At 72.0% G+C, this 17,582-nt stretch carries 14 protein-coding genes, 2 tRNA genes and 3 pseudogenes; 6 read left to right on the top strand and 13 right to left on the bottom strand.

Annotated features, from left to right (window positions below):
- The first annotated feature begins 155 nt into the window (after positions 1–155).
- Positions 156–974 (top strand): YceI family protein, encoded by an 819-nt coding sequence (locus ACWD0Y_RS06935; protein ID WP_450259384.1) that lies wholly within the window; start codon positions 156–158, stop codon positions 972–974.
- A gap of 13 nt (positions 975–987) precedes the next feature.
- Here the strand turns inward: ACWD0Y_RS06935 and ACWD0Y_RS06930 are convergent, their stop codons facing one another.
- The 11 genes from ACWD0Y_RS06930 to ACWD0Y_RS06880 form a co-directional block, all read right to left on the bottom strand.
- Entirely contained in the window at positions 988–1,755 is a 768-nt protein-coding gene (locus tag ACWD0Y_RS06930) for a GAF and ANTAR domain-containing protein (protein WP_450259383.1), read from the bottom strand.
- 40 nt (positions 1,756–1,795) lie between these two features.
- A complete protein-coding gene (locus tag ACWD0Y_RS06925; RefSeq protein WP_450259382.1) occupies positions 1,796–2,473 on the bottom strand; it encodes a GAF and ANTAR domain-containing protein in 678 nt (225 codons plus the stop codon).
- Between the two features lie 194 nt (positions 2,474–2,667).
- Complete coding sequence (locus ACWD0Y_RS06920) at positions 2,668–3,423, bottom strand: TetR/AcrR family transcriptional regulator (protein WP_450259381.1); 756 nt, start codon at positions 3,421–3,423, stop codon at positions 2,668–2,670.
- 74 nt (positions 3,424–3,497) lie between these two features.
- The gene (locus ACWD0Y_RS06915) at positions 3,498–5,018 is read right to left on the bottom strand and encodes an MFS transporter (protein ID WP_450259380.1); all 1,521 of its coding nucleotides are present in this window, start codon (positions 5,016–5,018) and stop codon (positions 3,498–3,500) included.
- Between the two features lie 87 nt (positions 5,019–5,105).
- Entirely contained in the window at positions 5,106–7,097 is a 1,992-nt protein-coding gene (locus ACWD0Y_RS06910; RefSeq protein ID WP_450259379.1) for an ArnT family glycosyltransferase, read from the bottom strand.
- Positions 7,094–8,383: a glycosyltransferase gene (locus ACWD0Y_RS06905; RefSeq protein WP_450259378.1), complete on the bottom strand. Its 1,290-nt coding sequence runs from the start codon at positions 8,381–8,383 to the stop codon at positions 7,094–7,096. Before ACWD0Y_RS06905 ends, ACWD0Y_RS06910 begins: the two co-directional genes overlap by 4 nt.
- Before the next feature lie 63 nt (positions 8,384–8,446).
- Positions 8,447–9,979, bottom strand: a complete 1,533-nt coding sequence (locus ACWD0Y_RS06900; RefSeq protein WP_450259377.1) for a sensor histidine kinase — start codon at positions 9,977–9,979, stop codon at positions 8,447–8,449.
- Positions 9,980–9,982: 3 nt separating this feature from the next.
- Positions 9,983–10,705 (bottom strand): response regulator transcription factor, encoded by a 723-nt coding sequence (locus ACWD0Y_RS06895; RefSeq protein WP_450259376.1) that lies wholly within the window; start codon positions 10,703–10,705, stop codon positions 9,983–9,985.
- A 142-nt stretch (positions 10,706–10,847) separates the two neighbouring features.
- The gene (locus ACWD0Y_RS06890) at positions 10,848–11,780 is read right to left on the bottom strand and encodes an amidohydrolase family protein (protein WP_450259375.1); all 933 of its coding nucleotides are present in this window, start codon (positions 11,778–11,780) and stop codon (positions 10,848–10,850) included.
- Positions 11,781–11,866: 86 nt separating this feature from the next.
- Positions 11,867–12,772, bottom strand: coding sequence for a DUF2797 domain-containing protein (locus ACWD0Y_RS06885; protein ID WP_450259374.1), 906 nt, complete (start codon positions 12,770–12,772; stop codon positions 11,867–11,869).
- A gap of 384 nt (positions 12,773–13,156) precedes the next feature.
- Positions 13,157–13,471 carry a hypothetical protein gene (locus ACWD0Y_RS06880; protein WP_450259373.1) on the bottom strand — a complete coding sequence of 105 codons (315 nt, stop codon included), beginning with the start codon at positions 13,469–13,471 and terminating at the stop codon, positions 13,157–13,159.
- Between the two features lie 708 nt (positions 13,472–14,179).
- Here ACWD0Y_RS06880 and ACWD0Y_RS06875 point away from each other — a divergent pair.
- From ACWD0Y_RS06875 to ACWD0Y_RS06860, 4 genes and pseudogenes are all read left to right on the top strand, one after another.
- Positions 14,180–14,479: an FtsK/SpoIIIE domain-containing protein gene (locus ACWD0Y_RS06875; protein WP_450259389.1), complete on the top strand. Its 300-nt coding sequence runs from the start codon at positions 14,180–14,182 to the stop codon at positions 14,477–14,479.
- Positions 14,476–14,682, top strand: a pseudogene (locus ACWD0Y_RS06870) (FtsK/SpoIIIE domain-containing protein); the annotation flags it as partial. The gene ACWD0Y_RS06875 and the pseudogene ACWD0Y_RS06870, both read left to right, overlap by 4 nt.
- A gap of 177 nt (positions 14,683–14,859) precedes the next feature.
- Positions 14,860–15,446 (top strand): annotated as a pseudogene (locus ACWD0Y_RS06865) (DUF2637 domain-containing protein).
- A gap of 102 nt (positions 15,447–15,548) precedes the next feature.
- Positions 15,549–16,251: pseudogene (locus ACWD0Y_RS06860) on the top strand (site-specific integrase); the annotation flags it as partial.
- 103 nt (positions 16,252–16,354) lie between these two features.
- Here ACWD0Y_RS06860 and ACWD0Y_RS06855 read toward each other — a convergent pair.
- Both ACWD0Y_RS06855 and ACWD0Y_RS06850 read right to left on the bottom strand, forming a co-directional pair.
- Positions 16,355–16,427, bottom strand: a tRNA-Arg gene (locus tag ACWD0Y_RS06855).
- Positions 16,428–16,600: 173 nt separating this feature from the next.
- Positions 16,601–16,691, bottom strand: a tRNA-Ser gene (locus tag ACWD0Y_RS06850).
- Between the two features lie 194 nt (positions 16,692–16,885).
- On the opposite strand from ACWD0Y_RS06850, the gene ACWD0Y_RS06845 reads away from it, so the two are divergent.
- Complete coding sequence (locus ACWD0Y_RS06845; protein ID WP_450259372.1) at positions 16,886–17,356, top strand: SSI family serine proteinase inhibitor; 471 nt, start codon at positions 16,886–16,888, stop codon at positions 17,354–17,356.
- The last annotated feature ends 226 nt before the right edge of the window (positions 17,357–17,582 follow it).

Genomic DNA, 17,582 nt, shown 5'->3' with positions numbered 1-17,582 from the left:
GGCCGTGCAGCCTTCGGGCACGGTGACGCGGGCCGTCACGCCGGCGGCGGTCAGCTCCCACGACAGGGCGGCGGTTCCGTAAGGCGTCTCGTGACAGGCAGGGGACGGCCTGTCGGACCCGGCCGGGGCCCACAGTCTTAAGGAGAGAGAACGGGATGGGACTTCGCGCACAGGTACGGACCCGGGACGGCTGGGCCGTGCAGCACGCGGTGGTGACCGTGACCGACATGACGGGCACCCAGGTGATCCGGGCGGCCGCGGACGAGGAGGGGACGGCGAGGACCGAGACCCCCCTGCCCGCCGGTCCCTACACGGTGATCGTGACGGCCGCCGGCTACGCCCCCGCGGCGTCGACGGCGTTCGTCACGGCGAGCGGACGGGCGGACGCCGGAACGGTCGTACTGGCCCGCCAGGGCGGCGTGGAACTCCCGCCCCCCGGCACCTGGACGCTCGACCCGGCGCACTCCTCGGTGGGCGCGGTCGCCCAGCACCTGGGAATCTCCAGCGTGCACGGCCGCTTCACCGAGTTCGGCGGGCACATCGAGATCGCCGAGGACCTGGAGAGGTCGCGTGTCGAGGCCGTCATCACGGCGGCCAGCATCGACACCGGCAACGGCATGCGGGACGGCCACCTGAAGTCGCCCGACTTCCTGGACGTGGAGCGGTTCCCCGAGATCAGGTACAGCAGCACGGGCCTGACCCCGGCGGGCCCCGACCGGTGGACCGTGCACGGCGAGCTGTCCCTGCACGGGGTGGCGCGCGCCGTCGACCTGAACCTCAGCTACCTGGGGACGGGCCCGGACCCGTGGGGCGGCGTACGGGCGGCCTTCCGCGCGACGGCCGAGCTGCGCCGCGACGACTTCGCCATGAACTACAACCAGGTCGTCCAGGCGGGCATCTCCGCGATCGGCGCGACGCTGCGGGTCGAACTCGACATGCAGGCGGTGCAGGGGGACCGGCTCCCGCAGGCGTAGCGGCCGCGGAGCGCTAGCGGGAGGCGCGGCCGGTGAAGGAGCCGGGCGAGGGCGGGCCGTCGCCCGCCTCGGACACCAGGGCGTAACAGAGGTCCCGCAGCTTGACGTTCCGTCCCTGCGAGGCCCGGCGCAGTATGTTCAGCGCCACACCCGCCGTGCAGCGCCTGCGGGCCATGACGATGCCGATCGCCTGGTCGATGACCGAGCGCGAGAGCATCGCGGTCCGCAGGTCGTGCACCGTCTCCGCCTCCTGCTCGATGCGCTCGGCGACGGCGACCGCCCCCGCCGCCTGGGCGGACAGCTGCCGCGCCGTCTCCCGCTGGGTCCTGAAGGCGTGGGGCCGGCCGGAGTAGAGGTTGAGGGCGCCGAGGGCGTGGGAGTTCAGCGCCAGCGGGGTGGCCAGGACGGACCGTACGCCGTGCGCGGCGGCCGCCGCCGGGTACGGGCCCCAGCGCCGCTCCTGGAGCATGTCGGGTACGTAGTTCTCCTCGCCGTTCTCCATGCTGCACACGCAGGGCCCGGCCTCGGCCTCGTACTGCAGCAGGTCCAGCCGGAGCGCTTCGCCGCTTTCGGCGGCGGCCGTCACCAGGCGGCCGCCCCGGCGCATCGTGATGCTGCACCCCTGTGCGCCGTCCATCGCGCGTACGGCGCGCCGCGTCACGTCCTGGAGGAAGGCGTGCAGGCCACGCCAGTCGGTGAACGCGTCGTGGAGCGAGGCGAAGTCGAAGCCGTCGGCCGGGGTACTCCCCGTGCCCTCTGCACTCCTTGCCGTATCCGTCATGCGTTCCCTGTGCCCGCGATCGCGCCGGTCACTCTGGGTGCTATTCCGTGGTCCTGACTTCGACGATGCGTGACGCGATGTCGCGGAGCTTCACATTGCCCTTCTGCGAGGCCCGCACGAGACGGTCGAAGGCCTGCGACGCGTCGATGTTCATGCGCCCCATGAGAATGCCGGTGGCCTGCCCGATCACGTCCCGTGTGTGCATGGCCTCGGAGAGCTGTTCCTGCACTTCGACGGAGTCCAGGGCGATGCCGAGGTGGGCCGAGAACAGCCGCCCGGCGCGTACGGACTCGTCGTCGAAGGCGCTCGGCTTGCGCGAGTAGAGCGTCAGCACGCTGAATCTTCGCTGGTGGCCCCGGAGCCGGAGGAACAGGACGGAGCGCAGGCCGTTCTCGGCGAGCACCGGCCCGTGGCCGTCGCACGCGGCGATCTCCTCCACGCGGACGACGGGGCTGGTCCACAGCTCCGGCCGGCCCATGGCGCAGCCCGCTCCGCACCCGGTCGCCGCGTCGAGGGTCCGTATCACCTCGTCGGTCCAGGCGACGGTACGCACGTCTCCCGCGCGTTCGACGAGGGAGATGCCCGCGTGATCGGCGTCGGGCACGATCTCCCTGGCCAGTCGCACCCCGGCCCGTGCCGTCTCCGCATGTCCTTCGGCTTCGTACAGGGTGATCGCGGCAGCGGCCAGCGACTCCGCCAACGAGACAGACTTCCCCATATGGGAAGAACCGTAGGAAATCTCAGGAATGTCGGACGCAGACACCACGAACCTCTTCGGCGAGCACGGCTGAAGGTGCGGCCATGCGCAGGAGAGCTCCGCAGCACATTCCCGACTGCGAGCAAAGGACGGATAGACTCTATCTCTATCCGCTTCTGTCCTACGACGAAGCATTCGCGGTGATGGCCGACCGCTCAGCGGGCCGTCATCACCTCGATGCCCGCGATCAGCGTCTCCAGCGCGAACTGGAAGTCGCGCTCGCGCATCTCCGCCACCGTGTCCCCGCCCCGCGCCTCCATCAGGTCCTTCGCGCTCTCGAACGTCTCGCGCAGCTGCGGCGCGGCGCTCATCGTGCCCATCGCCTGGGCGAAGAACTCGTCCTGGCTCATGCCCGCCGACGCGCACCGCTGCACGAAGTGGCCCTCGATCGTGCCGAACCCGTAGACGAACTGGAAGACCGCGGACAGGCCGCCCATCTGCCCGTGCGGCGGCAGTCCGGTCGCGCGCATGACGTCCTGCACGGCCCGGGAGAACGCCAGCGAGTGCGGCCCGATGTTGAGGAACGTGCCGATCAGCGGCGACACCCACACGTGCCGGACCAGCAACTCCCGGTAACTGGTGGCCAGTGCGCGCAGCCGGTCCCGCCAGTCGCCGGTGTCCGCCGGGGGCGTGATCTCGCTGAAGACCGAGTCGAGGGCCAGCTCCAGCAGGTCGTCCTTGGTGTCGACGTACCAGTAGACGGACATGGCGGTGACGTTCAGCTCGGCGGCGAGCCGGCGCATGGAGAACTTCGCGAGTCCCTCGGCGTCGAGCAGCCGCACCGACACCTCGGTGATCCGGTCCCGGTCGAGACCGGCCGGCTGGTCCGCCTTGCGGGTGCGTGGTGTCTTGCCCTCCAGCCACACGCTGTTGCGGGCTGGGTTCCTGACGCGGTCGGCCGCGGACACCATGGACGCACACTCCTCGTTCTCCCGGCGGGGCGGGCGACGAACCGGAATGACCCGGTCCGCCCCCCGTTCCGATGCTAAGCCGCTGACGCTGCTCCGGATGAGTCTGCCCGCTCGGCACGGCGCAACAGCACCGCGGCGAGCAGCCCGCCGGCGAGCACCGCGACCGCGCCGACCAGTTGGCTGGTCTCGACCCCCGAGGCGAAGGCGTCCGCGATACGGGCCCGCTCCCCCGCGCCGTCCGCCGCCGCCAGCGCCGCGGGCAGCGAGGCCGCGCCGACCGCGGCGGGAACGAGCGCGGCGAAGCGGGAGTTGAGCACCGCGCCCAGGACGGCGACGCCCAGGCCGTTGCCGAACTCGGCCAGCGTGCCGTTGACGCCCGCGCCCACACCGGCCTTCTCCGGCGGGATGGCGCTCATGATGGCGTTGGCCATGGCGGGCATCGCGAGCGAGATGCCCGCGCCCATCACGACCAGTCCGAGCAGCATTCCGCCGTAGCCGGACCCGGTGCCGCCGCCGAGTACCGCGATCGCGGCGAGACCGGCGGACAGCAGGGTCATGCCGGAGGCGATGGTCGCGGGCGTGCCCAGCCGGGGCAGCAGCCGCGCGCCGAGTCCGGTGAGGTTGAGCACGACGACCGTGAGCGCGAGCGGCGCCGTGCGCAGCCCCGCCTCCAGGGGCCCGTACCCGAGCACGAACTGGAGGTGCTGGGTGAGCAGGAAGAGCGAGCCGCCCATGCCGAACGCGACGAGGATCGCGCCCGCGACCGCGCCGACGAAGCGCTGGTCGCGGAAGAAGTGCATGTCCAGCATCGGGTACGGGATGCGCAGCTCCCAGAACACGAAGGCGCCCAGGACGAGGACGCCGGCCGCGGCGGGGACCAGCACCTGGGTGGAGCCCCAGCCGTGCTCCGGTCCGGAGATGATCGCGTACACGACGGCGGTCATACCGACGGTGGAGAGCAGCGCGCCGAGCAGGTCGGGCCGGTCGCCCTGCTTGCTCCTGGACTCCGGTACGAGGGAGACGACGGCGACGAGGCCGAGGATCGCGACCGGAATGTTGATCAGGAAGATCGCGCCCCACCAGAAGTGGTCGAGCATGACGCCGCCGATCAGCGGGCCGACCGCGAAGCCGAGCGAGTTGACCGTCGACCACAGGCCGATGGCCTTCACGCGCTCGGTGTCGTCGAAGATCTGGACGACGACGGCGAGGGTGGTGGTGATCAGCAGCGCGCCGCCGATGCCCATGCCCGCGCGGGCGGCGATCAACTGGGCGCTGGACTGGGCGAGTCCGGCGACCAGCGAACCGACGCCGAAGAGCGCGAGGCCGGTGACGAGCATCTTCTTGCGGCCGTAGCGGTCGGCGGCGCTGCCCGCGGTGAGGAGGAGGCCCGACTGGACCAGGGAGTACGCGTTGATCATCCACTGGATGTCGGCGGTGGACGCGTCCAGTTCCTCGGTGAGGGAGGGGATCGCGACGTTCAGGACGGTGTTGTCGAGCAGCACGGTGAGCTGGGCGAGGCAGATGACGCCGAGGATCAGCCAGCGCTGCGGGTGGCCTTGCGCGGTGGGGCGGTTCTCGGCGGTCGTCGCCGGCATGCGGGGGTCTCCTTGTACGGGCACGGGCACGGGGGCCTTGCGGGCTGTTCCCGTACACCGTACAAGGAGTCCCTGTACGCCGTATAATTATTTCCGCTCGGTCAGGTCGTAGAGGACCGTCCCGTCGACGGTGGCCTTCGTGAAGTTCGCCTCCACCCATGCGGTGACGGCGGAGCCGCCGCCACCGCTGCCGCTCGCGACGAAGTAGTGGATCTCGCCCTTCCGTACGTACGCCTTGAACTCGGCCAGGGTCGGGGACGGATCGCTGCCGTTGAAGCCGCCGATCGCCATCACCGGCTCCTCGGTGGCGAGTTGGTAGCTCGCGGCGTTCTGCGAGCCGATGGCGGCCGCGGCCCAGGTGTAGCCGTCGGCGCCGTCCCGGATCGTGGCCTCCGCCTCGGGGCCGACGCTCCGGCCGTCGAGCAGTCCGCCCATGCCGCCGCCTGCGCCGGTCTCGCGGGCCGTGCCGGGTCCTTCGGGGAAGCCGCCGGGCATCGCACCGCCCTGCTGACCACCGGGGCCGCCCGGCCGCCCCGCACCGGCACCCGCACCCGCACCCGCACCCGTGGGAGGCTGCCCCGCACCGCCCGCCGGACGCTCGCCCCCGCCGAAACCGCCGCCGGGGCCGCCCCCGCCGGGACCGCCCCGCGCCGAGGCCGGTCCCGCCGTGACGATGGAGCCGGTGTGCGCGTCGGCGACCGTGGTCAGGGCGTACGCGCCCGGCCCCGCCAGCGCCGCCGTGAGACCCAGCCCCGCGGCCCCCAGGGCGGCCCTCCGGTCCACGCGCCCCGCGAGCGCCAGCCCGAGCGCGGCCACCAGGCCGCAGACGAGCACGGCCCAGCGCAGCCACGGCAGGTAGTCGGAGGTGCGCCCCAGCAGGACGTACGCCCACAGGGACGTCACCGCGACCGTCGCGCCCAGCGTCGCCGCCGCCGCGAGCGAGCGGCGTTCCTCCCAGAGCACGGTCGCGCCCATGCCGGTCAGGGCGGCGATGTACGGGGCCAGGGCCACCGTGTAGTACTCGTGGAAGATCCCGGCCATGAAGCTGAAGACGGCCGCGGTCATCAGCAGCGAGCCGCCCCACGCGACGAACGCGGCCCGCGCCGTGTCCGTGCGCTTCGCCTTCCAGGTGACGACGATCCCCGCGACGAGCAGGATCAGCGCGGCGGGCAGCAGCCAGGAGATCTGGCCGCCGATGTCCGTACCGAACATCCGCCCGATGCCGCTCTCGCCCCAGCCGCCGCCCCCTCGGCCTCCCCCGCCGCCGACGCTTCCGGCCTCCTCGCCGTTGATGCGGCCCAGGCCGTTGTAGCCGAAGGTCAGCTCCAGGAAGCTGTTGGTCTGCGAGCCGCCGACGTACGGACGCGAGGCCGTCGGCCACAGTTCGACGATCGCGACCCACCAGCCGCCCGCGACCACGGCCGCGAGCCCGGCGAGGGCGAGCCGGCCGAGGCGGCGGCGTACGGACGTGGGCGCGCACACGGCGTACAGCACGGCGAGTGGCGGCAGGATCAGGAACGCCTGGAGGGTCTTCGTCAGGAACGCGAAGCCGACCGCCGTCCCCGCCCACACCAGCCACTTCGCCCGCGCGTCCTCCAGGGCGCGGAGCACGCAGTACACGGTGACGGTCATCAGGAGCGCGAGCAGCGCGTCCGGGTTGTTGAACCGGAACATCAGCGCGGCGACGGGCGTGAGCGCGAGCACGGCGCCCGCGATCAGGCCGGCGGCGGGGGAGAAGCGACGGCGTACGGCGGCGTACAGCACCGCGACCGTCCCCACTCCCATCAGCACCTCGGGGACGAGGATCTGCCACGAGCCGAGGCCGAAGAGCCGTACGGACAGGGCCATCGGCCACAGGGCGGCCGGGGGCTTGTCGACGGTGATGGAGTTCGCGGCGTCGGACGAGCCGAAGAAGAAGGCCTTCCAGCTCTCGCTGCCGGCCTGGACGGCGGCGGAGTAGAAGGAGTTGGCGTAGCCGGAGGCGCCGAGGTTCCAGAGGTAGAGCAGCGCGGTGGCGAGCAGCAGCGCGAACAGCGCGGGACGGGCCCAGCGGGGGTCGTCGCTTCGGTGTGCGGTCATCGGTCGGCCCTCTGGGGTGCGGTGCGGTCGGTGGGCCTGTCGGGGAAGACCCAGGCGCGGAAGAGCAGGAAGCGGAGCACGGTCGCGGCGAGGTTCGCCGCGACGAGCACGGCCAGTTCGGTTCCGTGGGAGGGGGCGCCCGAGGACGCGGCGGCGTCGAGGGCGGCGAGCGAGCCGCTGGTGAGGGCGAGCCCGATGCCGAACACGACGAGGCCCTGGGCCTGGTGACGCAGGGCGCGGTCACGGCCCCGTACCCCGAAGGTGAGCCCCCGGTTGGCCGCCGTGTTGGCCACGGCCGACACGAGCAGCGCGAGCGCGTTGGCGGCCTGCGGCCCCGCCCCCGTACGGAAGGCGGAGTAGAGCGCCAGATAGACCAGCGTGCTCAGCGCGCCCACGACGCAGAAACCGACCAGCTGACGGGCGAGGCCGCCGGGGACGCCGCCGATCGCACGGTCGCGCGGATCGTCGCCGAAGGGCCGCGCGAGCCGGTCCAGCGGCAGCGAGCCGACGGCGAGCGCGCGCCCGACGCGCCAGACGCCCTTGAGGTCGTCGACGGCCGTCCGCACGATGTGGACCGTGCTGTCGGGGTCGTCGACCCAGTCCACCGGCACCTCGTGGATGCGCAGTCCGGCGCGTTCGGCGAGCACGAGCATCTCGGTGTCGAAGAACCACCCGGTGTCCTCGACCATCGGCAGCAGCCGCTCGGCGACGTCGGCCCGGATCGCCTTGAACCCGCACTGCGCGTCGGAGAAGCGGGCGGCGAGGGAGGAACGGAGGATCAGGTTGTACGTACGCGAGACGAACTCACGCTTCGGCCCGCGCACGACCCGCGAACCGCCCGCGAGCCGGGAGCCGATGGCGAGGTCGGAGTGGCCCGAGATCAGCGGGGCGACCAGCGGGAGCAGGGCCTTGAGGTCGGTGGACAGATCGACGTCCATGTAGGCGAGGACCGGCGCGTCGGAACGCTCCCAGACGGCGCGCAGGGCCCGCCCGCGCCCCTTCTGCTCCAGCCGTACGGAGGTCACTCGGGGCAGCACGCGCCCGAGCCGGGCGGCGATCCCGGGCGTGCGGTCGGTGCTCGCGTTGTCGGCGACGGTGATCCGGAATCCGTACGGGAACGTGCGGGCCAGGTGCTCGTGGAGCCGGAGCACGCACGCTTCGAGGTCCTTCTCCTCGTTGTGGACGGGTATGACGACGTCAAGCACGGGTACGGGGGCGCCGCCCGCTTCCCCGGCCGGAAGGTGCTCCCTGGCCGGGAGGGCGCCCGCTGAAGTGTCGGTTCGCATGGCCCCGACCCTCGTGAACCGCCCTGTCAGGGCGGTGTGGCAGCCCTGTGACCCACCTGTGAGTCACGCCGGCGCGGCTTGCCGCGCTTGCCGCGCTTCCCGTGCTTCCCGCGCCGCGGCCGGAAGACGTACCGCGAAGACCGTGCGGCCCGGTGCGCTCTCCACCGTGACGCCGCCGCCGTGCGCGACCACCACGGCCCGCACGATCGCGAGGCCCAGGCCGGTCGACGCCGTCTCTCCCGCCGCCGCCCCCGCGCGCCGTGCGCGGGACGCGTCCCCGCGGGCGAAGCGCTCGAAGACGTATGGGAGGAGGGCGGGAGCGATGCCGGGGCCGTCGTCCGCGACTTCCGTCACGACCCGGCCGTCCTCCTCGCGCACGCGGGCGGTGACGGTGGTCCCCGGCGGGGTGTGGGTGCGGGCGTTGGCCAGCAGGTTCACCAGGACCTGCTGGAGACGGGCGGGATCGCCGCGTACGACGGCGGGCTCGTCCGGGAGCTCCAGCCGCCAGACGTGCCCCCGCCCGGCCACCCGCGCGTCGCTGACCGCGTCCACGACGAGCGGCGAGAGATCGGTGCGCTCGTACGCCAGCGGGCGCGGACGGCCGGCGTCCGGTCCCGCGTCCGGCCGCTCGCCCGCCCGCGCGTCCAGCCGCGCCAGCAGCAGCAGGTCCTCCACCAGGCCCGTCATCCGCGCCGCCTCCGACTCGATCCGCCCGAGGGCGTGCCGCGTGTCGGGCCCGGCCGTCTCCCGCCCGCGCCGGGTGAGCTCGGCGTACCCGCGGATCGAGGCGAGCGGCGTGCGCAGTTCGTGGCTCGCGTCCGCGACGAACTGCCGCACCCGCGTCTCGCTCTCCTGCCGCGCCGCCAGTGCCGAACCGACGTGCCCGAGCATCCGGTTGAGCGCCGCCCCGACCTGCCCGACCTCGGTCCGGGGATCGGCCTCCTGCCCGCGCACCCGCTCGTGGAGCGCCACCTCACCGCTGTGCAGCGGAAGTTCGGACACCCGCGTCGCGGTCGCGGCGACCCGCCGCAGCGGACGCAGCGCGACGCCCACGATCGCCGTCCCCGCGAGCCCGGCGGCGGCCAGTCCGGCGGCCGTGACGCACACCTCGACGACGATCAGCGTGCTGACGGTTTCCTGTACGCCGCCGAGCGGAAAGCCCAGCACCACGGACCCGTCGCGCGCCGAAGCGACCCGGTAGTCACCGAGCCCCGGAAGGGCCACCGTGTGCGGTGCGGCGTCCCGCTCCACCGAGCCCAGCGCCCGGGCCTGCGCGCCGGACAGCGCCTCCAGGTGCGCCTCGGGCCGTGCCCCCCGCGCCTCGGTGCTCCTCGCGCTCGCCGGCACGGTCCCGTCCGGGGCGACGAGCCCGCCGACGGTCCCCAGCGGCTGTCCGGGCGCCGCCACGAACCTCAGCTCCTGGCCGGCCTCCCCCGGAGGGGCGCCTTCGGCCCGCCGCACGGACGACACCAGCCGGCCGTCGAGCTGGTTCTCCAGGTACGAGTGCAGGGCGATCGTCGTGACCGTCCCGATCACCGCCGCGACCACCGCGATCAGCGCGAGGGCCGACAGCACCAGCCGGCTGCGCAGGGACACCGCTCACCCGCCCGGCTTGATCAGGTACCCCGCCCCGCGCCGGGTGTGGATCATCGGCGGGCGGCCGGCGTCGATCTTCCTTCTCAGGTACGAGATGTAGAGCTCGACGACGTTCGCCTTCCCCCCGAAGTCGTAGCTCCACACCCGGTCCAGGATCTGCGCCTTGCTGAGCACACGCCGCGGGTTGCGCATCAGGAAGCGCAGCAGCTCGAACTCGGTCGCGGTGAGACGGATCTCCTCGCCGCCCCGGGCCACTTCGTGGCTGTCCTCGTCGAGCGTCAGGTCCCCCACCGCCAGCAGCGACTCGTCGCGTACGGCCGCGGCCGCCGTCCCCGACCGGCGGATCAGCCCGCGCAGCCGCGCCACCACCTCCTCCAGGCTGAACGGCTTGGTGACGTAGTCGTCGCCGCCCGCCGTCAGCCCGGCGATCCGGTCCTCGACCGAGTCCCTGGCCGTCAGGAACAGCACCGGGACGTCCGGGAGTTCGCAGCGCATCCGCCCGAGGACGGCGAGACCGTCCATGTCCGGCAGCATCACGTCCAGTACGACCGCGTCGGGCCGGAAGTCGCGCGCGGAGCGGACCGCGCCGGCGCCGTCACCGGCGCTGCGGACCTCCCACCCCTCGTATCGCAGTGCCATCGACAGCAGCTCGGCGAGCGGCGCCTCGTCGTCCACGACGAGCACCCGCACGGGCCCGCCACCGGGTCTGAGCATCTCGGTACGCATGGGCCCAGGCTGGACGGCGCCTCTGAGAGCTTCCTTTCCCGTTCCTGTGAATCCCCTGAGAAACCTGAGAAGCCCGCACCCCGCGCCCCCACCCGCCCGCGCACCCGCGCACCCGCGCCCCCACCCGCCCGCGCACCCGCCGTCAGAGCCCGAAGAGCCGCGCCGCGTTCCCGTGGCAGACGGCCCGCAGCCAGTCGTCCCCCAGTTCCAGCCGCTCCAGGGCCTCCAGCTGGTGCCCGTAGCCGTACGGGATGTTGGGGAAGTCCGTCCCCAGCAGGATCCGGTCGCCCAGATCCGCGAGCCGCCCCAGCTCCCTCCCGGGAAAGGGCATCAGCCGCTCGGAGAAGTCGGTGAACGCCATGGTCGTGTCGAGCCGGACCTCCCCGTACCGCTCCGCCAGGGCGAGGAAGTCCCCGTACTCGGGCATCCCCATGTGCGCCACCACGAGCCGCAGCCGCGGATGCCGCGCCAGCAGCCGCCCGACCGGCCCGGGTCCGGTGTACCTGCCGGGCACGGGCCCCGAGCCGCAGTGCGTCACCACCGGGATCCCGGCCTCCGCCAGGAGCCCCCACACGGGATCGAGCAGCGCGTCGTTCGCGTCGTACGCCCCGACCTGGAGGTGGGACTTGAAGACCCGCGCCCCGCTCTCCACGGCCTGCCGCACGTACGCCGCCGCCCCCTCCTCCGGAAAGAACGTCGCCGTACGCAGGCACTCGGGGGTCCGGGCCGCGAAATCCGCCGCCCAGCCGTTGAGCCAGACCGCCATCCCCTCCTTGTGCGGATAGAGCATCGAGGTGAAGTGCCGCACCCCGAACTCCCTCAGCAGCGCGGCCCGTTCCTCCTCCTCGCACCGGTAGGCGATGGGCCACTCCCTCCCGGTCAGCGGACCGACGGCGTCGAAGTACGCCCACACCTTCCTGAGCACCCGTTCCGGCATGAAGTGCGTGTGCACGTCGACGATCCCCGGCAGCCCGAGCCGCTCCCAGAACCGCCGTACGCCCGCGGCCTCCCCCTCGGCCCCGGGCCCGTCCCCACCACGCACACGACGCGGTTCTTCCCCGTACCTCTCGTCCATGCCGGCCACCCTCCACTGCGGACGCCCCCACGGTCCACCCTCCCGGTACAAGGGATCCGGAGGAGTTCCGCGCACCGCCCTCCCGGTCAGAAGAGCCCGCCCTGCACACCCCGCTCCACGCTTTTGACCGGCACGCTCACACCCGCCGCCCCGCTCCGGTCGCCGGCCAGCTCCCACCCGCTCATCAGCCGGGTGTCGAGCACCACCACCCCGCCGTCCGCCGTCCCCAGATGCAGATCGGGCCCGGCCGCGGCCAGCAGCCTCCCCGCGACCACCCCGCCCGGGGTCAGTTCGGTCACCGCGCCGGTCATCGGCCGCAGCCCCTCCAGCCCGAAGACCCCGGCGTGGTCCACCACCTCGAACGGCGCCCGCTCCAGCGACTCCGGCCAGCCCGCGAGCGCCCCGGCCCGCCGGTGCAGTTCCCCGATCTCCCGCGCCCGCTCCGCCCTCCCGGGCAACGAGGTCCGCACGGCCCGCTTCTCCTTGTACGGAATCCGGTCCGGCACCCCCAGCGCCGCCCGCAGCAGCTCCTCGGTCCGCCGCGCCGCCATCAGCGGCCCGCGCCCCAGCCAGCTGAACGCCACCGCCCCCTGCTCCAGCAGCCGCGCGGACCCGCGCTCGTCCGCCGTGATCCCGACCTTGACCATCCCGGGGCCGAACCAGGCCAGGTAGACGGCGTACGGCCGCGGATCGTCCGCCATCGTGTCCGCCGCCACCGACCGCGACCGGTCCAGCCGCGCGCACCCGGGGCACTGCCCGCCGCTGCTCCGCCCCGGCACCACGGCGTGCAGCGGGCACCCGCCCCGGCGCGCCCCGACGCACAGGCGCTCCGCACCCGTCACCCGGAACGCGATGTCACTCCCGTACGCCGGCTCACTGACCCGTTCGGCCCGCCCCCGGCCCCCGCTCCCGCCCGGCCCGTGCCCGTACGCGTACCAGGCGAGCGCCGGCCGCCCCGCTGTCCACCGCAGCCCACCGCACAGCCAGCTCATACCCGGAGGCTAACGGCGTCCTCCGGAACGCAGAAACCGCAGGCCCTGACGATTTCTCGGCAGGGCCTCCGGCCTGTTGTGCACTCGGCAGGATTCGAACCTTCAGCCTTCTGATCCGTAGCTCTAGATGGATCGGTCAGTGACGGTCCTCCAGACCGCACTTCGGGTCTGCAAGGACGCTACGGGACGGGGCCGGGTGCTCTTGTCCACGACGGTCCGCCCCTGCTGGTGCCAAACATTGGTGTCAGACATCAGCGGGCCGCTTGACGGTTCTCGTCCCACACGGCACGGGCCACCCGTCGGGTGACTGAGTCAATCACCACAAGAGCGTGACGATGGGGCGGCGCCCGCGCCGAAGCGCCGCCCCATGCGTGAGCGGTTGGGTCAGAAGATCGGCGTCTGCGCTTGCATGTCGGCGAGACCTTCTTCCATGGTCAGCGACGGCAGCACGCGGACGCGGTTCCAGTGGGGGAGGCGAGCCTCCACCAGGAAGCGGTCGACGTTCTCGGCCTTGTCGGCCTGTACAACCACGACGATCGTGTGCTCACGGTTGACGAAGGGACCGGCCACGATGTCGACGCCTGCCTTCTGGGCGAGGTTCGGCATGTTGGGAGCGGTCTTGAGCATCAGGTCGCGCGTCGTCGCGTTGGCGGTTGGACAGACTTCCGGATCATGGGTCGCGAGCAGGACAAAATGCATCTCACGGCTCCCTTTTCACTCGAGGCCCCTTGATCTCAGGCTAAGTCGTCTGAAAGTGCCCCGCGAGTGCAGCGAAGAGGCCGATCGCTGCAACACCCGGCCTCAGCGCTGGCGGGCGGCCGTGGCTCGGCGCGCGGGCTCCAGCCCAGACTGCTCCCGCCGCCAAGCCAAGACCTTGCAGCCACCAGCGGTCATCCTTGCTCTTCGTCATGTCCTCTCCCACCCTTCGTGCGTGGTGATCCCACCCGCCGCTGCCCACCACCTGCCCCAGCTCCCCGCGCCCGCCACACTCGGCCGGCACCCGCCGGCGGCGCCCCCACCATCTCGGAGCCTGAGCGCCCCCGCCGGAGGCATGTCTTCCCCGCGGCCACCTTCGTGCGCCGCCCCGGGGGCCGGCCCGCGCCGTGCGCGGGTGCTTGACGAGGTAGAGAAACCTGTAACAGCTCCAGTGGAACTGGGACTCAGTCGTTCGACTGCGGCGACTTGGATCGCGTCAGCGATGGCCTGCATGTCCTCGGTGACCGCCTGGTGCTTGTGCGGCTTGTTGGCGTACCCGATCGCTGCGGCACCGGCCTTGTGGGCGGCCCGGACGTCCGTCAACGAGTCGCCGGTCAACGCACACAAGGTGACGTCCCCTTCGGGAGTGCGCTCACTCCGGGACGGCTCCAGCTCAAGGTCATCGGCCACGACGTGCTGAACCGGGTCGTGATGCCTCCCACGAAGGAACCGATGCTGCTGAGCGTGCCGGTGGCCCTGCGCTCCGACGGTGCGGTGCATGCGCGGAACTTCCGCACCATCCCTCACGAACTGGTGATGGGCACGACAGAGTCGGGAAAGTCGGTCTACCTGCGCGGCCTGGTGAAAGGTCTCGTCCCTCAGGCGGTCGCCCTGGTCGGTATCGACTGCAAGTGGGGGGCGGGCCGGCTCCGTTCGCCCCGAGGCTGTCGGCCCTGGCGTGCACGACTGAGGAAGCCTCGGACTTGCTCGACGTTGTGGTGTCGGAGATGACCGAACACTATGAGCTGATCCGGACCGTTCAGCGTCTTGGGCCCGGCGCTCTGGAGTCGATCACGTCGGACATCTGGGGTCTGCCCGAGCACTTGCGGCCGGTGCCGGTCGTGGTCTTCGCCGACGAAGTGGCGGAACTCTTCCTCACGGCGAACGGTGCCGACGACGAGCGCCGGGACCAGATGGTCACTCAGCTCGTACGTCTCACCCGGCTCGGCCGGGCCGCCGGCATGTATCCGGAGGTGTGCGGCCAGCGGTTCGGGTCCGACCTCGGAAAGGGAGCAACGGCTTTGCGGGCCCAGCTCACCGGCCGCATCCCGCACCGCGTGGACGACGAGGCCACAGCCAAGACGGTGCTGGGAGACATCAGTCCCCAAGCCATGCTCGCCGGTGCTCTGTCCTTCTCTCACCTGCACGACCTCGCTGAGGCTGCTGGATAAGACGGCTGGAAGGCGTGGGCCTGCCCCGTCTCCGTGGATCTGCTCCTGGTCGCCGCGTGGCGTCGGCTCCGAAGCTTGCGGGGTACGGACGCTCCGAGGCGGGCGGCCTGGTCCTGGTTCGCGGTCGCGCTCGCCGCATCACTGAGGGCGAACGTCGCCACGGCCGGGCTGCTCGACCTGAGTGACGTACCGGACTGGCTCCGCGTCCTCGTCGCCGGCTGGCCGGCGCTCGCCTTCCTCGGCGGCAGCCTCCTGCCGCACGCCCCTGAGCCGCACCGCCCGGAGCCCGCGCCCGTGGAGCCCGAGCCGCAACCGGTACGCGAAGAGGTCACCGAGCCGGTACAGGAACCGGCGGCCCTGCCTTCCGCTCCGCCCAACCTCCCGCCCGCGCTCGTCGCCCACGCGCGCAAGCCCGCCGATGCCCGCCAGGCGTCGACCGGGCAACCCATGGACGCCGGCACCCTGCGCACCCGGCTCGCGTTCCCGTCCCGATGGCCGAAGCCATCGCCGCCCAGCTCGCCACCTGATCCGCTCAGTGCGCCTGTCGCACCCGGCCGCAATCGGCGCATCCTCCCGGCCTGGGTGGACGAGTACGTCCAGCGTGTCACCGCCAGCACCGAAGGGCGGGCGGCAAGCGGGCCCGGAAGTACGCATAGGGCAAGACCCGTGAAGAGGTCCACGAGAAGTGGCTCAACCTCCACACCGAGGCGAAGAAGGGCCCGGTCGCCACCCGGCACCGCACTGTCGCCGCCTTCCTCTCGTACTGGCTCGACTCGATCGTCAAGCCCAGCCTCGCCCCGACTGCTGCGAGTCCTACCCGTCCCGCCGAGTGATCCAGGCCTCCCGCGAAGCTCTACGGGCCGCGCTCACACATGCGGTTGCCGAAGAAGAGATCAACAAGAACGTTGCTTCCCCCGTGAAGGTGCCCAAGCCTCGTCGGCGTCGGGTCAAGCCCTGGTCCGTCACCGAGGCCGGCGAGCTCTACGCAGACCACCAGATCCAGCGCGCCGGACGCCAGATCCTCCACCGCGAGACCAAGACCGAGGACTCCGGCGACTTCCTGCCCCTGCCCGCGCTCTGCCCCAAAGCCCTGCGGATGCGCCGTGCCCAGCAGCTCGGCGACCGGAAAGCCTCCGGGCCATCCCGCTGCGGAACACCCGTCACACGTGCAGCTCACTCCTGGTCGCCCTTCGGGTGCACCCGAAAGTGGCACAGCGAATCCTGCGCCACTCGCAGATCGCCATGACGATGGAGGCCTGCTCCGAGGCGAGCGAGGAAGCGGTACGCGACGCGATCGGCAAGCTGTCGGAAGCGATGGGCGGCACCGGCTGACACGGCTGCTGTACTTCGCTGCTGTACTTCGCTGCTGTACTTCGCTGCTGTACGGGCAACGCAAGAGGCCCCCCGGATTTCTCCGGGGGGCCTCTCAACTGTGTGCACTCGGCAGGATTCGAACCTGCAACCTTCTGATCCGTAGTCAGATGCTCTATCCGTTAAGCTACGAGTGCTTGGCGTCCTGGGCTTTTCTGCCCCGTCGGCGTTGCGAGAACAACATTACATGACCTGCGCCGTGACGCGAAATCCATTCCCCGCAGCCCTGCTGAGCTGCGAAAACAGCCCTCGAACGCCCTTGGAACGACCGAAGCCCCGGTCCAGGGACCGGGGCTTCGGTGATCAAGCGCGGAGGCGGAGGGATTTGAACCCTCGATGGGCTTTAAGACCCAAACCGCATTAGCAGTGCGGCGCCATAGACCGGACTAGGCGACGCCTCCAGCACACTCTCGCCTGCGCGAGTGGGTGCGTGCAGATGATGACACAGCCTTGCGGGGTGCCACCAATCGCTGCCCACGGTACTAGGCCGGTGGGCCGCAGAGCAAAGTCTTGGCGGTTGCGCAACGCCGCGGGCCGCGGAGCGTTAGAGAGTGCGGGGCACCCGGCCCCGCTTTTCCTCGCTCCAGGAGTCTCCATGCTGCGTCGCCTCGCCCTCACCGCCGCCGCGTCCGCCGCCGTACTGTCCGCCGCCCTCCCCGGCGCCTCCGCCGCGGCCGCGCCCATCCCGCTGCCGTCGCTCCAGGACGTGATCCCGGTGACGGACGCTCCGCGGGGCCCGCAGGACCGGCTCACCGTGACGACGGCCGGGACGGGCAACCGGGCCGCCAACGGGACGTACGAACTGCGGTGCGGGCCCGCCGGCGGCACGCACCCCGACGCGCGCTCCGCCTGCGACCGGCTCGACGCGCTGGCCAGGCAGGGCGACCCCTTCGCGCCCGTGCCGCAGGACCGGATGTGCACCCACCAGCACGGCGGCCCCGCCACGGCACGGATCACCGGAACATGGGACGGGCAGCGCGTCGACGCGAGCTTCAATCAGGGCAATGGCTGCGAAATCGCCCGCTGGCGCGACATGGAGCCGGTGCTTCCCAGCGTGCGTTCCTAGTCCGCCCCCGCCCCGCATCCAGCAGTGCCACGGGGCGCTCGCACCTGGTCAGGGCGTACGCCACGACGTCCGATGTGCCCGCAAGCGCACACAACCTTGGTGAGAGCTCCCCCTCATCCGCCGTCGCGCGCCCACCGCCTGCCTTTAGACTCCCTCCAGTGACAGCTTGCGGCCCGAGGGTCAAAATGAGGCCGGTTGTCGGCAAGGTGCAGTAGTTCAGGGAGGA

The organism is Streptomyces altiplanensis, assembly GCF_053591575.1.
This window is presented reverse-complemented; position numbering and strand designations above follow the sequence as displayed.

Excerpts from the sequence above, each read along its gene's own strand:
- ACWD0Y_RS06935 (WP_450259384.1), top strand. The coding sequence starts at position 156 with ATGGGACTTCGCGCACAGGTACGGACCCGGGACGGCTGGGCCGTGCAG.
- ACWD0Y_RS06930 (WP_450259383.1), bottom strand. The coding sequence starts at position 1,755 with ATGACGGATACGGCAAGGAGTGCAGAGGGCACGGGGAGTACCCCGGCC.
- ACWD0Y_RS06925 (WP_450259382.1), bottom strand. The coding sequence starts at position 2,473 with ATGGGGAAGTCTGTCTCGTTGGCGGAGTCGCTGGCCGCTGCCGCGATC.
- ACWD0Y_RS06920 (WP_450259381.1), bottom strand. The coding sequence starts at position 3,423 with ATGGTGTCCGCGGCCGACCGCGTCAGGAACCCAGCCCGCAACAGCGTG.
- ACWD0Y_RS06915 (WP_450259380.1), bottom strand. The coding sequence starts at position 5,018 with ATGCCGGCGACGACCGCCGAGAACCGCCCCACCGCGCAAGGCCACCCG.
- ACWD0Y_RS06910 (WP_450259379.1), bottom strand. The coding sequence starts at position 7,097 with ATGACCGCACACCGAAGCGACGACCCCCGCTGGGCCCGTCCCGCGCTG.
- ACWD0Y_RS06905 (WP_450259378.1), bottom strand. The coding sequence starts at position 8,383 with ATGCGAACCGACACTTCAGCGGGCGCCCTCCCGGCCAGGGAGCACCTT.
- ACWD0Y_RS06895 (WP_450259376.1), bottom strand. The coding sequence starts at position 10,705 with ATGCGTACCGAGATGCTCAGACCCGGTGGCGGGCCCGTGCGGGTGCTC.
- ACWD0Y_RS06890 (WP_450259375.1), bottom strand. The coding sequence starts at position 11,780 with ATGGACGAGAGGTACGGGGAAGAACCGCGTCGTGTGCGTGGTGGGGAC.
- ACWD0Y_RS06885 (WP_450259374.1), bottom strand. The coding sequence starts at position 12,772 with ATGAGCTGGCTGTGCGGTGGGCTGCGGTGGACAGCGGGGCGGCCGGCG.
- ACWD0Y_RS06880 (WP_450259373.1), bottom strand. The coding sequence starts at position 13,471 with ATGCATTTTGTCCTGCTCGCGACCCATGATCCGGAAGTCTGTCCAACC.
- ACWD0Y_RS06875 (WP_450259389.1), top strand. The coding sequence starts at position 14,180 with ATGCCTCCCACGAAGGAACCGATGCTGCTGAGCGTGCCGGTGGCCCTG.
- ACWD0Y_RS06845 (WP_450259372.1), top strand. The coding sequence starts at position 16,886 with ATGCTGCGTCGCCTCGCCCTCACCGCCGCCGCGTCCGCCGCCGTACTG.